Consider the following 12,832-nt stretch of genomic DNA (forward strand, 5'->3'; position numbering starts at 1 on the left):
CGGTTCGGTTCGACAATACGACGGCGAACCGCGAACGCCAAACCAAACGGTTCGGTTGGTAATCTCGTGCCATGGCCGCCACGATCAGCACCGACTCCACCGGCGACCGGATCGTCGCCGCGGCCACCACCGAGTTCGCCCAGCACGGCGTCGCGGGCGCCCGGATCGAACGGATCGCCAAGACCGCCCGCACCAGCAAGGAGCGGGTGTACGCCTACTTCCGCAGCAAAGAGGCGCTCTACCAGCACGTCCTCAGCCGGGAGCTGGCCACGGTGGCCGAGGCGACCCGCCTGGACCCGCGGGATCTCGCCGGGTACGCCGGGCGGATCCACGACTACTTCATGCGCTATCCGGAACGGCTGCGGCTGATGACCTGGGGCCGGATGCGCCAGTGCCTGCCCGGCGAGGTCGCGCTGGACGACCCGATCCAGCGGTCGGTCGGCTACAAGATCGAGCTGATCCGCGAGGCGCAGCGGGCCGGGCATCTCGATCCGTCCTGGGAGCCGCTCGACATCCTGGTGTTCGTGAACCAGATCGCGATGTCGTGGGCGGATCAGCCCGACCTGGTCCCGGCCGATGTGGACCGGGCGGAGTTCCTGGCCGCGCGTCGGGCCGCGGTGGTCACCGCCGTGGAGCGGCTCTTCCCGAGCTCCGCTCAGGGGCCGATCAGCTCGCGGTAGTCGGCGCCGGTCAGGGGGCCGTCCGACAGTGAGCCGTCTCCGCGTGGCACGCGCAGCGGCTGCCCGCCCTGGGTGAAGACCACCGAGCCGATGTCCGCCCGGGACGTCAGGGTGCAGACGATCTGGGCGTACCCCAGAAGCTCGTCGCTCCGCCCGCTGCCCGCATCCGGCTCGGCGACCTCGACCACCGCTCCCCCGCCGGCGGCGCCGACCCGCACGGTCAGTGACGTGCCGGCGAGCGCCGACGACAGCCCGGCCTGCCGTTCGGTCGCGGTCGGGCCGGCGACCAGGTCGGTCAGCTGCCGCTGGGCGGTCGGCGCGCCGCTGACCCGGCGGACGGCCTGTGCCAGGCTGCCGTCCCGCACCAGGCAGAGCACCTCGGCGACCTCACCGGCCGAGCCGGACTCCGCCGGTGACGGGGAGGTGGCGGTGAGCGGGCGCCGGGGCAGGGTGACCTCGTGCGGCTCGTCCTGGGCCGGCACCCCGCACGCCGCCACGGCGAGCAGGGTCAGCAGGCTCAGCGCGGCGCGGCTCCACCGCATCGGGCGCCGCCGCGCAGCTCCAGGCGTCAGACGCTCCCGGGCAATGCCCGGCATCAGGCGCTCCAGGGCAGTGCCGGGCATCAGACGCTCCCGGGCAGGTCGAGGCGGAAGCGGGCGCCGCCGCCGGGGCGGTCCGAGACTTGGGCCCGGCCGCCGTGGGCGGCCGCGTGCTCGGCGACGATGGCCAGGCCGAGCCCGGTGCCGTCACCCGCACCGCGCGCACCGGCGGCCGGCCCGCGGACGAACCTGTCGAAAATCGTCGGCCGGTCCGCCTCGTCGATGCCCGGCCCGGCGTCGTCCACCTCAAGGAAGAAGTCGGCCGAGGCGAGGCCGTCAGATGCCCGGCCCGCTCGCACTGCTACCGGGCCACCGCTATACCTGATCGCGTTGTCGATCAGGTTGCCGAGCGCCTGCTCCACCCGCCGCCGGTCCACGGTCCAGACCTCCGGCGTCCCGGGCACGATGACCACCAGGTCCGCCTCCAGCCCGCGGGACCGGCACATCCCGCGCAGCAGCTCGGCGATCACCACCGGCTCCCGGTGCACCGGCTGGTCGCTGCGGGCCAGCTCGAGCAGGTCGTTGACCAGGGCCTGGAACCGTTCCACCTCGGCCGCGATCAGGCCGACCGCCGACGCTGACCGCTCGTCGAGACGGTCCTTGCGCCGCTCCAGCACGCTCACCGCGGCCTCCAGGGTCTGCAACGGCGACCGCAGCTCGTGGCTCACGTCCGCGGCGAACCGGCGGTCCCGTTCCCGGCGCCGGCTCAGCTGACCGGCCATGTCGTTGAACGCCTCGGAGAGCACCGCCAGGTCCGGTTCGGTGTCCGGGTCGAGCCGGGTGGCGAGGTCACCGGCGGCGATGCCGCGGGCCGCTCCGGCGACGGCGGCGAGCGGGCGCAGGGCGTGCCGGGTGACGTACCAGCCGACCGCGGCGCCACCGGCCGCCACCATGATCGCGACGGCGGTCAGCACCAGGGCAAGCAGTTGCAGCGTACGTTCCAGCTCCCGCAGCGAGACGATCTCGTAGAACGTCATGTCCCCGGGCAGCGGCACCCCGATGATCAGCGCGGGCTGCCCGTCCCGGCTGACCCGTTGCGCCCCGGCCTGCCCGCCCGCCGTCATCGCCTGCAGCCGCGCCGGGACCGTCGTCTCGCCCACCGGCTCGGCGCTGCGCGAGTACCACCGGCCGTCGCGGTGCAGCAGCACGTACCGGTCGGCACCGGTGTCCAGCCCGCGCAGCACCTCGCCCAGCTCGGGATCCGCGCCGGCCACGTCGGCGGTGACGATGGCCGCGTCGAAGTACGTGGCCCGCACCGCGGTGCGCTCCCGCTCGGCGAAGAGCGTGTTGCGGATCAGCTCGTACGACACCACCGTCACGCAGGTGGACAGCAGCAGCGCGCCGATCGCGAAGGCGGCGCTGACCCGGGCGCGCAGTCCGATCGGTGTCACGGCTGGAGCTTGTATCCCAGGCCGCGGACGGTGACCAGGTGCCGGGGCCGGGCGGTGTCCGCCTCGATCTTCTGCCGCAACCGCCCCACGTGCACGTCGACCACCCGTTCGTCGCCGAACTCGTACTCCCAGACCCGCTGCAGCAGCTGCTGGCGGGAGAGCACCAGGCCGGGGTGCTCGGCCAGCTCGCAGAGCAGCCGGAACTCGGTGCGGGTGACGGCCACCGCCACGCCGTCGAGTCGTACCTCGCCGGCCTCCGGGCGGATCTCCAGCGCGCCGAAGGTGAGCACGCTGGTGACCGGGGCGAGCACCGTACGGGACCGGCGGCGCAGCGCCCGCAACCGCGCGGCCAGCTCCTTGACCCGGACCGGTTTGACCACGTAGTCGTCCGCGCCGGCCTCCAGCGCCGCGACGATGTCGTGGGTGTCGTCACGCGCGCTGACCACCACGATCGGCACGTCGTCGTCGCGGCGCAACTGCCGGATGCACTCGTACCCGTCCATCCCGGGCAGCATCAAGTCGACGAGCACGGTGTCGGCTCTGCGGCGGCGCTGCTCGGCGATGCCCTCCTCGCCGGTGGCGACCGCGTACGCGGTGTACCCCTCGTCCTCCAGCGCCATGGTCAGCGAGAGGCGGATCCGGTCGTCGTCCTCGATCAGCAGCACCGCGGTCATACCCGCATGATGCCGCGCGTTCCGCCGGTGAGCCCGTCGGTCGGCTCACGACGGGAGTTTGTCACGTAACTGTCATGGCGATGGGCCGGTACCGCCATGCCGGCCGGGCAGCGTGTGACCCATGACCGCAGTCAGTCTCGTCACCGCGGTGACCATCGGCCTGGTCACCGGTCTCGTCGGCCGGCTCGTGACGACGCACCGCCGTGGCGCACCGCTCTGGCTGCCGCCGGCCGTCGGGATCGGCGCGGCCGTGTTCGCCACCGTGGCGCTCCGGATGGCGGACGCCGGCGCGACCGGTCCGACCGCCGTCGAGGTGCTGCTGCAGGTGGTGTTCGCCGCCGCCGGTGTCGCCCTGGTCGCGATCACCACCGACCGGGCCCACTACGACCGGACCGGGGGTGCCCGATGACCGCGGTGGCCGGCGACGGCGTGCTGACGCTGCGGCACCTGGACGAGCTGCGCGCCACCGTGGTGGCGCCGCTGTCCGACCTCGATCAGCAGATCGTCGAGGTGGTGCGTCCGGTGGTGATGGCCGCCGCCACGGCCGGGCGGCACGTGGTGCTGGACCTGCAGGGCGTGGGCGTCGTCGACTCGGCCGGGCTCGGTCTGCTGGTCCGCGCGCACCGGGAGGCCCGGAGTCACGGCGCGTCGCTGCTGCTCGTGGCTCCGTCCCGATTCGTCCAGACGGTGCTGCACACCATGCGCCTGGACGGGGTCTTCCCGACCTTCCCCGACCAGCCGCAGGCGCTGGAGTGCCTCGCCGGCATCCCGGCCTAGTGATCGACCGTCATCTCCGCCGCGTCATGGCCACCGCGGTCGCGACGGCCGCGGCGACCACCAGGCCGGTGATCAGGACGCCGACCGCGCCCCAGACCACCATCAACACCGAGAGGCCTGCCCACACCAGGCCCGCGATCACCGCCAGGCTGGCGATGGTCACCGTTCGCAAAGGCTTGCGCGTACGGCGGATCGGCGTGACTTCCTCGCCGGTCAGCCGCGCCACGATCTGATCGAATTCCCGCCGCGTGTCTCTGGTGGACAACTGGAGGATCACCGCCCGTCATCGCGATCCCGGTGTCCGCCGCAGCGGCGGTACCGTTCCCCCAATAGAACTACTCGATCGCCGCAACGTCTACGACACGAACCATGACGCTTTCATGACGGCACCTCGTCCCGGCGCCGCAATCAGCCCCTGACCAGCCCACGGACGCAGCGCGATCCCAGCCAGAACCACACTGATCAGAAAGTTCCAGCCCGGTCGCGCCCACCGAGTGCGCGGCCCGATCGCCGGCTGGCCCTCACGGCCGCATCGAGCGAGCCATAACGGCCATGACAACCAGCCGCACTAACCCAGTGCCGGATGCCGGTGGCCGGATGCAGCGGTTGCCGCAGGCGCGAATCACGCCGGCCACAGCGTGCGCACGGCCCCCGCACACGTCCCGGTTACCGGCTGGTGCTCAGGGGTGCCTCCCCGCCCCCGAGGCACCCCTGAGCACCAGCCACGCACGCGACGGCCGGGGCGGCATCACCGGACCGCAACGCGGGACGGCAGCGCGGGAGACCGGGCTGCGGGCGTGCCCGATGCCCGATCGGATCCGTGTGCCGCCCGGGGAGGGCGGCGGGAGTCCGCAGTGCCAGATTGCGTGCGCGCACCGCCCACCTGGGGGCGGTACATGCCCGCACAACCCGATCGCGGACCTCTACCGCCCCGAATCCGGCCCAACGCGTACTCCTACCGCCCCACCAACATCAAGCGCGGACCGCTACCGCCCCACCAACATCAAGCGCGGACCGCTACCGCCCCACCAACATTGAGTGCGGACCGCTGCCGCCTCGCCAACATTCAGTGCGGACCGCTACCGCCCACGCTGACCCTGCAAGCGACGCTGAGCGGCTGAAAATCCCCGGCATGCGACGCCACCACCACCTGCGCCCGAATACGTCGGACACCACTTCACGGCGGAGCGCTTTTCGCGGCGCGCTCCTCGTCACCGGGGCGGTGGGCGGCGCTTCCTGGCGTACCAGAAAATGGCGATGGCAAGCAGCAAGCCGGCAGCGATCAGGGAGATCAGCGGACCTGTGCCGCCGCCGGAGGAGTCCGGGGGCGCGGCCGCGACCGGAGCCGCGGCGGACAGGGCGGCGGCGGGGTGGGCCGGGTCGGCGACGGTGAAGGGGTAGGAACCCTGGACCGTGTGGCCGTCCGCGGAGACCACCCGGTAGGCGACCAGGTAAGCACCATTGCCGAGCGTCTGACTGATAGTGATCGTCGCCGACGCGCCGTCGATGGTCGGCGCGGCGGCCGGGACCGGCTGCCGCGCGGCGTCGCTGACCACGATCGTCGTGTAGTCCGGGTTGAGGCGCTCACTGAACCGCAGCGTCACGGTGGTCGGTGCGGCGGTCAGCGTCGCCTCCTTGGCCGGGTCGGCCGCGACAAGCTGGGCGTGCGCCCAGGCCGGCGAGCCGGGCACCAGCACCGCGGCCAGCACAGCGAGCGCGGCCAGCAGCCGCGTCACGACCGCGCCCGCCCGCCGCGGCACATCAGCCTCCCGCAGCACGACACCACCCGCCTGCCCCGGCGCAGCAGACTCCCGCAGCACGACACCACCCGCCCGCCGCCGCGCAGCAGACTCCCGCAGCACGACACCACCCGCCCGCCGCCGCGCAGCGGGGTCTTGTCTCATGACAGCACCTGCTCGCCGATCCAGCCGTTCTCGGCGCAGCCTGGGGGTATCGCGAAGACTGCTGAGCCGATGGGGGTGATCCATTCGTTGAGCAGGTCTTTTTCGGCCAGGCGGCGCTGGATCGGGACGTATTGGCGGGCGATGTCGCGCTGGTAGGCCGCGAAGATCAGACCGGCGTCCGGGCGTCCGGAGGCGTCCGGAGCGCCGTCGTAGTTGTAGGGGCGGCGCAGGATCTTCAGCGCCGGGTCGGTGACGTGCGCGCGGGTGACGTGCGAGAAGTCCGGCATGGCGGGCAGGCCGGTGTCGTCGAGTGCGGTGAAGTTCGGTTCGTCCCGTTCGGACTGTCCGCTCAGCGGGGCGCCGGACGCCAGGCGACGCCCCACGGCGTTCTCCTTGTCCGAAACCGACAGCATGTCCCACTTCTCGATCTCGGCGCGGACCCGGCGCACCACGAGCGTGCTGGAGCCGTCCGGGTTCCACACCGCCGGATCGATCTCCGGGCCGCGCGGGTTCGCGGTGCCGTCCAGCTGACCGAGCACGTTGCGCTGGGTGTGCTCCGGGGCCTGCACGCCGGGGCTGCGCCGGAAGCCCTGCTGGACCCAGCGGACCGACCCGAACGGGCGAGCATCCTTGATCATCATCCGCTGGGTGTGCGCGACGGTCAGCGGGTCGTCGGCGCAGATCTGCAGCAGCAGGTCGCCGCCGGACCAGCGCGGCAGCAGCCGGTCGATCCGGAACGCCGGCAGCTCGGCGACCGGGCTGGTCAGGCCGGCCGCGCGGTACAGCCCGGGGCCGAACCCGAACGTGACGGTCAACCGGGCGGGCAGCGCGGCCAGGGTCGCGTCGGTGTCGCCCAGCGCGGGGATGCCCTGGGTCAGGCGTGCCGCGTCGTCGGTGAGCAGGGGCAGCATCCGGCCCAGGGCCCGTTTGTCGGTGCCGGCGGCCAGGGTGAACGCCACGAAAGCGGCGTGTGCGGGCGGGTCCTCGGCGATGCCGGCCTGCCGAGGCCCGTGAAACGGAACGGTGGCCGCACCGATACCGGTCTCGGCGGGCGCCACGGCCGCGCCGGCGGTGGCCAGCGCGACCGGAGCCACCCCGGCGGCGGCCGGCGCGGCGGCCGCGGGGGTCGCGCCGGCGGTGACCGCCGCGGCACCGAGGCCGGCGAGCAGACCCCGCCGGCTCAACGGAGACGTCACGGCGCGGCGCTGCCCATCGTCATGCCGGGGTCGTAGCTCTCGCCCGCGCCCGCGAACGGCTTGGCGATCGCGGTGAACGGCACGGTGGAGCCGTCACCGAGCTTGAGCGTGAACGACACCTCGTCACCGGCCTCGATCGCCTTGGCCGGCTTCATCAGCATCAGGTGATCGCCGCCCGGGGACAGCTCGTGGGTGCCCTTCGCCTTGATCACGAAGCCACCCTCCTTGGGCTGCATGACCATCTTGCCGTCCTTCATGGTCATCTCGTGGAGTTCCATCGGCGAGGCCGGCGACTCGGCGGCGGCCACCGTGATGTCCGCGTCGGTGTCGTTGACCAGCACGCCGAACGCCGCGGTCATGGCGCCGGCCCCGGCCGCCTTGACCCACGGGTCCTTGATCGTCAGGGTCGCGGCGACCGCGGTCACCGACGGTGCGGGAGTGGGCGTTCCGGTGCTGCTCGCCGAGTCGTCGGAGCCGCAGGCGGCCAGGGCGAGGGTGGACAGGGCGGCGGTGAGGACCGCCGCGGTGAGGAACTGCCGGGACTTTCGCATACAGGTTGGTCAGCATCCGGGCGGCAAAAGTTCCCGCTCAAACATTATTTTTCGTGACTTTCCCGGCGGACGCCCGGCGCCGGGTTCTCGGCGACGGCGGACGCGCTTTCCGGCACCGGCACGCCGCCGGCCGATGAAGCGGCCGCGACGGCCAGGAACGCGTTGTACCGCGCGAGATCGTCCTCGCCCCCGCCCGCCTCCGCCCGGTCCGCTGCCCGGTCCACCCGGGCCTGCTCCCGCTCGTCCGACCGGATCCACTGCCGCACCAGGATCAGCATGATCACCACGGCCGGCAGCTCACCGAACGCCCAGGCCAGCCCGGCACCCAGATGCTGATCGGCGAGCAGCGACGACGCCCACGCCGGGTGCACGGCCAGATACCAGTCCGGCGCGATCACGCTCGTCGACTGCAGCAGCACGAACCCGAAGAACGCGTGCGCCACCATGGCCAGGAAGTGCACCACGGTGAGCAGCGCCGGATGCACCCGGCGGCGGCCCGGGTCGACGCCGATCAGCACCCAGAACAGCAGGTACCCGGCGAGCACGAAGTGCACGAGCATGGCCAGGTGGCCGAGGTGGTACCGCATCAGCGTGCCGAGCAGGTCACCCAGGTAGAGGCCGTAGAGGCTGACCACGTAGACGCCGAGCGCGACCAGCGGGTGGCTGAGCAGCCGGAACAGGCGACTGTGCAGGACCACGAGCAGCCACTCGCGCGCGCCGCGCACCTGTGGGTCGGCGGGGCGGCGCAGGGTCCGCAGTGCCAGGGTGACCGGTGCGCCGCCGACGAGCAGGATCGGCACCACCATGGAGAGCACCATGTGCTGGACCATGTGCGCGCTGAACAGGACGTAGGCGTACCGGGCGACGCCGAGGCCGGTGATCGCGGCCAGGGTCAGCATCCCGGCGATCCAGGACGCCGTGCGGCTGATCGGCCAGTCGTGGCCGGCCCGGCGCATCCGGCGGACCCCGGCCAGGTAGGCGGCGATGCCGAGCACGACGACGGTGAGGAAGAACAGGTCGGGCAGCGGGTCGCCGAGCATCCGGACGGCGGTCGGCGGCCCGGGCGGCGCGAACCCGAGCAGTTCGACGAGCGGATCAGGTTCGACGGACCCCTCCGGGACCGGCGTCGGCGTACGGGAAAGGGCAACTGCCAGGCCGACAGCCGCGCCGAGCACGACCAACTCCCCTGCGGCCAGCCTCAGGAAGCCACGCGGCGCGCCGGACCGCAGGGCCGGCAGCGTCCGCCGGCGATGCGCGAGACCGATGACCCCCACGACCGCAAGACCAAAAACCTTCAGCAGTACGAGTACGCCGTACCGGGACCCCCACACCTCCCCCCACCCGCCGAGCCGCACCACCGCGTTGGCCCCGCCACTGATCGCGGTCGCCACGAAGCACCCGAGCGCGAGCCGGCTGTACCGCGCCGCCGTGTCAGCGAACCGGCGATGCCGGCGCACCAGCAGCAACCCGGCCAGCCCGCCGACCCACAGCGACGCCGCGAGCACGTGCAACGCCAGGCTGGTCACCGCGATCTGGTGGTTGCCGGCCCCGGCCGCGTGCCCGGTGAACGCCGGCGGCAACACGGTCACCATGGCCAGTACGGCGGTGACCGCGGCCAGCCCGCGCGACACCCCGCCGCGGCTGAGCACCGCCACCGCCAGGGCCAGCCCGGTCTGCAGCAGCAGCGCCTGCCCCTGCGAGATGGAGAACGCGAAACTGACGATCGCGTGCCGGCTGAGCTGCCCGGCCGGCACGGCGAGCACATCGGAGACGGTGTAGACGATCAGCGCACCCGAGGTCACCGCCCAGAGCAGCGCCAGCCAGGTGGTACGCCGCAGCAGCACCCACCCGCGCGCCGCCACGCTCGCACCGTCCCCGGGCAGCAGGAACGCCGCCGTCACGGTGAAACCCACGGTCAGCACACCCAGCAGGTTCGCCACCAGGGTCAGCACCGGCAGCGTCCACTCGGTGACCACCCCCGGACTCGGGATCCCCGGCAGCACCGCCCCGTCGATCCCACCCCCGAACCGCAGCGCCACCACCAGCACGATCACGGTGACCCCGGCCGCCGTCACCGTCGTTCTCCACACACCTCGCACAGTCCGTCAGTCGTCCCCGCGCCCGCGGTAGTTCCCGGCGTGATCCACACCTCGATAAGGTGGGCCATGCCGCGCCCGCTCCGCATCCTGACGCTGCTCCTCGGGCTTGTGCTGATCACCGCCGCCGCCCTGGACCTGATCACCCTCCAGCAGCGCGCCGACCGCATCCGCGCCACCGGCGTCCCGGTCAGCGCCGGAGTCCTGCACCCGAGCATCCCCGGGGCTGGCTCCGCACACCGCACGGCGACCCGATGATCGTGATCCCCGGCCCGCTGACCCACCCGGCGCCGGCCTGGGCGGACCGAGCCGACAGCACCGTCCTGGGCCTGATCCTCTTCCCGAACGACGCCCAGCCACCCCGGGACGAGGTACTGCCGGCTCGCCGTCGCACCGCACACCACCATCCAGAGATGGGAGCAAGAAGCCCGAGCTTCCTACCGCTCCCCGTTGAGCCCCAACCCCGACACCACCCCTTTGACCTGATGATGGAAGACCGAGCGCGCCTCGGTGGTCTGAGTGACCCGGGTGCTAGCTGCCGGCCGGGGCGGGGCTGGTCGGGACGGGCGGGCGGCGGCGGGGCCGGAGCACCTGGACGGCGGTGTCGAAGGCCAGGAAGGCCAGCAGCGGGACGCCGAGCAGCGGCAGGTACCAGCCGAGCGCGAACACGATCGGCAGCCCGACGGCGATCACCGGCAGCGGCAGGTTGACCCAGTTGCCCCGGGCCGGCGGCGCGCCGACCAGGGCCTGGCGCCCGACGCGGGTCGGGCGGCGCTGCCACCACATCCGGTAGCCCCAGATGATCACGGTGATCAGGCCGATCGCGAGCGCGGCCAGCAGGATCTGGTTGACCGGGCCGAACAGCTCGCCCATGTGCGCGGCGACGCCCCACTTGGTGAGCTTGGCGGTCAGCGGCCAGTCGGCGAAGTCGACCCGGTCCACGACCCGGCCGGTGGAGTCCATGGCGACGCTGTCCGCGGCGACCGGCCAGAGCGCGCGGTTCTGCGAGACGGTCCAGGCGGTGGCGGCGTCACCGGGGACGGCGATCGTCACCGGCCCGGTCAGGCCCTCCTTCCGGGCGGCGGCCAGGACGGTGTCGACCGCGGCCGGGTCGACCGGGGCCTCCCCACCGGGCATGACCATCCCGCCGTGATGACCGCCGGTCGCGGCAGCCTCGCCGGTCACTGTCGTGCTGACGTACGGCGTACCACCCCGCATCGCGTCCAGCGCCTCGTGGAAGTTGCCGCCGGCGTAGCGCGACCAGGTGAGCCCGGTCGCGGACAGGATCAGCAGGCCGGCGGTGAGCCAGAGCCCGGTGGCCGCGTGCCAGCTCCGGGTACGCCGGACACCCTTCTTCGCGCCCAGCTCCGGAGCGAGCAGGCGCTTGGCGGTGCGGTTGCCCCGCAGGCGCCGCCACCACAGCACCACGCCGCCCAGGGTGATCACCCAGAGCCAGCTGGCGGCGAGCTCGGAGTAGTGCCGGCCGGTGACACCCAGGTGCAGGTTGCGGTGCAGGTCGTCGAGCCAGGTCTTCAGCGGGGTGGACCCGAACCAGGTGGTCAGCTGCCCGGTCGTGGCGCCGGTGTACGGGTCGACGTACACCGTGTGCAGGTGCTCCTCGTCGAGCTCCGGCGAGCTGAAGTCGATCTGGGTGGTGGCGTCGCCCTCCCCCGGTCGTACGCCGGTGAGCGTCCCGCCGGGGTGCACGGCCCGGGCCGCGATGATCTGCTCGGCCAGCGGCCGGGTCTGGCCGCCGGTCGCGGCCACCGTGAGCTCGTCGCCGTAGACGATCGAGTCCAGCTGCGGGGTGATCGTGTACGCCAGCCCGGTCAGCGCCGCGACCAGCAGGAACGGCGCGATCAGCACACCGGCGTAGAAGTGCAGGCGCAGCAGCAGGGCGCCGAGCGCGGACGGTTGTCGCGGGGCTCGGGCCGGGGTCTCGACCTGTTCGGGTGCGCTGAGCTCGGGTGTCACGGCCATCGGCTGTCCTCGTCGAGGTCGGCGGCGCGGGGGCGCCGGCATCCAGGGGGTTGCAGTCGACGCCGTTCCGCTCGGGCGTCGCCCCGGTAGTCGCCACCGACGCCCCGCTGGTTCCCAGCTTTCTCCCAGAACTTTCCCGCCCCCGATCGGCCGGTGAGACAAATCGGTCAGGCACCGGACCCTGGCTGGTCCTCAGGGGTGCCTCACGTGCCGTGAGGCACCCCTGAGGACCAGCCGACGAGACCTGGCGGCGCGGCACGGTCCGGAGTGCGGGCGGTGTGGCGCGAGACCAGCCCGGGGCGTGGCTGGTGGCCTGCGGCGGGGCGCTCGGTATCCGTACCGAATAAGGTTTCGGGTCATGGAATCCGCACCCTCCTACCGGGACGCCAACCGCGCCCGGCTCCGCGACAGCCTGGTCGACGCGGCCCGGGAGCTGACCGTGAGACACGGCTGGGGCCGGGTGCGGATGGCGGACGTGGCCAAGGCCGCCGGGGTCAGCCGGCAGACGGTCTACAACGAGTTCGACGGGCGGGACGGGCTCGCCCAGGCGCTCGCCGCCCGGGAGATCGAGCGGTTCACCGTCGCGGTGCGTGAGCGGCTGCGGGAGCACGGCGCCGACGTCCGGGCCGCCGCACACGCCGCCATCCTGCACACGCTGACCGAAGCCGATCAGAACCCGCTGGTGCGGTCGATCCTGGCCGGCGCACCCGACGAGCTGCTGCCGTTCCTCACCACCCGGTCGGACCTGCTGCTGTCGGCGGCCGGCGCGGTGATCGACGAGTGGGCCGCGGCCAGCCTGCCGGACGCCGACCCCGCGGTGGTGGCGCTGGCCGGCGAGTCGATCGTGCGGCTCACCGTGAGCCACGTGGTGCGGCCGAGTGCGGACACGGCGACGGCGGCGAGCGCCCTGGCCGAGGTGTTTGTTCGACTTCTGCGCTAGCCGTGTCCATACACTTGACACTAGCGGCTCGAATGTAAAGCATC

At 72.9% G+C, this 12,832-nt stretch carries 14 protein-coding genes; 5 read left to right on the forward strand and 9 right to left on the reverse strand.

The genetic code is table 11. The features are described 5' to 3' along the window. Positions 1–71 precede the first annotated feature (71 nt). Positions 72–680 carry a TetR family transcriptional regulator gene (locus ADL15_RS48445; protein ID WP_067707470.1) on the forward strand — a complete coding sequence of 203 codons (609 nt, stop codon included), beginning with the start codon at positions 72–74 and terminating at the stop codon, positions 678–680. Here ADL15_RS48445 and ADL15_RS48450 read toward each other — a convergent pair. Genes ADL15_RS48450 through ADL15_RS48460 form a run of 3 tightly spaced genes read right to left on the reverse strand, consistent with a single transcriptional unit; the run spans position 656 to position 3,344 of the window. After that, positions 656–1,303, reverse strand: a complete 648-nt coding sequence (locus ADL15_RS48450; RefSeq protein WP_232345075.1) for a GerMN domain-containing protein — start codon at positions 1,301–1,303, stop codon at positions 656–658. The two genes, ADL15_RS48445 and ADL15_RS48450, sit on opposite strands and share 25 nt — an antisense overlap. Further along, on the reverse strand, positions 1,303–2,670 hold the full coding sequence (locus tag ADL15_RS48455) for a sensor histidine kinase (RefSeq protein WP_067707475.1): 1,368 nt from the start codon (positions 2,668–2,670) through the stop codon (positions 1,303–1,305). The genes ADL15_RS48450 and ADL15_RS48455 overlap by 1 nt, the downstream gene beginning before the upstream one ends. Next, a complete protein-coding gene (locus tag ADL15_RS48460) occupies positions 2,667–3,344 on the reverse strand; it encodes a response regulator transcription factor (protein ID WP_067707478.1) in 678 nt (225 codons plus the stop codon). Before ADL15_RS48460 ends, ADL15_RS48455 begins: the two co-directional genes overlap by 4 nt. A 121-nt stretch (positions 3,345–3,465) precedes the next feature. Here ADL15_RS48460 and ADL15_RS48465 point away from each other — a divergent pair, with 121 nt between their 5' ends. Together ADL15_RS48465 and ADL15_RS48470 are read left to right on the forward strand one after the other, a co-directional pair. After that, complete coding sequence (locus ADL15_RS48465) at positions 3,466–3,753, forward strand: hypothetical protein (RefSeq protein WP_067707481.1); 288 nt, start codon at positions 3,466–3,468, stop codon at positions 3,751–3,753. After that, positions 3,750–4,121 carry an STAS domain-containing protein gene (locus ADL15_RS48470; RefSeq protein ID WP_067707483.1) on the forward strand — a complete coding sequence of 124 codons (372 nt, stop codon included), beginning with the start codon at positions 3,750–3,752 and terminating at the stop codon, positions 4,119–4,121. The genes ADL15_RS48465 and ADL15_RS48470 overlap by 4 nt, the downstream gene beginning before the upstream one ends. Positions 4,122–4,131: 10 nt before the next feature. On the opposite strand, the gene ADL15_RS53800 is transcribed toward ADL15_RS48470, so the two are convergent. From ADL15_RS53800 to ADL15_RS48495, 5 genes are all read right to left on the reverse strand, one after another. Beyond that, entirely contained in the window at positions 4,132–4,398 is a 267-nt protein-coding gene (locus ADL15_RS53800; RefSeq protein ID WP_067707485.1) for a hypothetical protein, read from the reverse strand. Positions 4,399–5,332: 934 nt separating this feature from the next. Beyond that, complete coding sequence (locus ADL15_RS48480; RefSeq protein ID WP_067707713.1) at positions 5,333–5,896, reverse strand: copper resistance CopC family protein; 564 nt, start codon at positions 5,894–5,896, stop codon at positions 5,333–5,335. Positions 5,897–6,021: 125 nt separating this feature from the next. Continuing rightward, a complete protein-coding gene (locus ADL15_RS48485) occupies positions 6,022–7,209 on the reverse strand; it encodes a Dyp-type peroxidase (RefSeq protein ID WP_067707716.1) in 1,188 nt (395 codons plus the stop codon). An 8-nt stretch (positions 7,210–7,217) separates the two neighbouring features. Further along, the gene (locus ADL15_RS48490; RefSeq protein WP_067707488.1) at positions 7,218–7,772 is read right to left on the reverse strand and encodes a copper chaperone PCu(A)C; all 555 of its coding nucleotides are present in this window, start codon (positions 7,770–7,772) and stop codon (positions 7,218–7,220) included. A gap of 44 nt (positions 7,773–7,816) precedes the next feature. Then, positions 7,817–9,862: a cytochrome c oxidase assembly protein gene (locus ADL15_RS48495; RefSeq protein ID WP_157442077.1), complete on the reverse strand. Its 2,046-nt coding sequence runs from the start codon at positions 9,860–9,862 to the stop codon at positions 7,817–7,819. A 75-nt stretch (positions 9,863–9,937) separates the two neighbouring features. On the opposite strand from ADL15_RS48495, the gene ADL15_RS48500 reads away from it, so the two are divergent. Continuing rightward, positions 9,938–10,126, forward strand: coding sequence for a hypothetical protein (locus tag ADL15_RS48500; RefSeq protein WP_067707493.1), 189 nt, complete (start codon positions 9,938–9,940; stop codon positions 10,124–10,126). A gap of 273 nt (positions 10,127–10,399) precedes the next feature. Here ADL15_RS48500 and ADL15_RS48505 read toward each other — a convergent pair whose 3' ends face one another. Continuing rightward, positions 10,400–11,848 (reverse strand): PepSY-associated TM helix domain-containing protein, encoded by a 1,449-nt coding sequence (locus tag ADL15_RS48505; protein ID WP_067707496.1) that lies wholly within the window; start codon positions 11,846–11,848, stop codon positions 10,400–10,402. Between the two features lie 358 nt (positions 11,849–12,206). On the opposite strand from ADL15_RS48505, the gene ADL15_RS48510 reads away from it, so the two are divergent. Next, the gene (locus tag ADL15_RS48510; protein ID WP_067707498.1) at positions 12,207–12,788 is read left to right on the forward strand and encodes a TetR/AcrR family transcriptional regulator; all 582 of its coding nucleotides are present in this window, start codon (positions 12,207–12,209) and stop codon (positions 12,786–12,788) included. Positions 12,789–12,832: the final 44 nt, after the last annotated feature.

Origin of the sequence: Actinoplanes awajinensis subsp. mycoplanecinus (assembly GCF_001509495.1) — a bacterium.
In the GTDB taxonomy this organism is placed as follows: domain Bacteria; phylum Actinomycetota; class Actinomycetes; order Mycobacteriales; family Micromonosporaceae; genus Actinoplanes; species Actinoplanes palleronii.

What these genes read in the sequence shown, in the direction of transcription:
- ADL15_RS48460 (WP_067707478.1), bottom strand. Translation starts at nt 3,344, where the DNA reads ATGACCGCGGTGCTGCTGATCGAGGACGACGACCGGATCCGCCTCTCG.
- ADL15_RS48510 (WP_067707498.1), top strand. Translation starts at nt 12,207, where the DNA reads ATGGAATCCGCACCCTCCTACCGGGACGCCAACCGCGCCCGGCTCCGC.
- ADL15_RS48450 (WP_232345075.1), bottom strand. Translation starts at nt 1,303, where the DNA reads ATGCCCGGCACTGCCCTGGAGCGCCTGATGCCGGGCATTGCCCGGGAG.
- ADL15_RS48500 (WP_067707493.1), top strand. Translation starts at nt 9,938, where the DNA reads ATGCCGCGCCCGCTCCGCATCCTGACGCTGCTCCTCGGGCTTGTGCTG.
- ADL15_RS48505 (WP_067707496.1), bottom strand. Translation starts at nt 11,848, where the DNA reads ATGGCCGTGACACCCGAGCTCAGCGCACCCGAACAGGTCGAGACCCCG.
- ADL15_RS48465 (WP_067707481.1), top strand. Translation starts at nt 3,466, where the DNA reads ATGACCGCAGTCAGTCTCGTCACCGCGGTGACCATCGGCCTGGTCACC.
- ADL15_RS48445 (WP_067707470.1), top strand. Translation starts at nt 72, where the DNA reads ATGGCCGCCACGATCAGCACCGACTCCACCGGCGACCGGATCGTCGCC.
- ADL15_RS48470 (WP_067707483.1), top strand. Translation starts at nt 3,750, where the DNA reads ATGACCGCGGTGGCCGGCGACGGCGTGCTGACGCTGCGGCACCTGGAC.
- ADL15_RS48490 (WP_067707488.1), bottom strand. Translation starts at nt 7,772, where the DNA reads ATGCGAAAGTCCCGGCAGTTCCTCACCGCGGCGGTCCTCACCGCCGCC.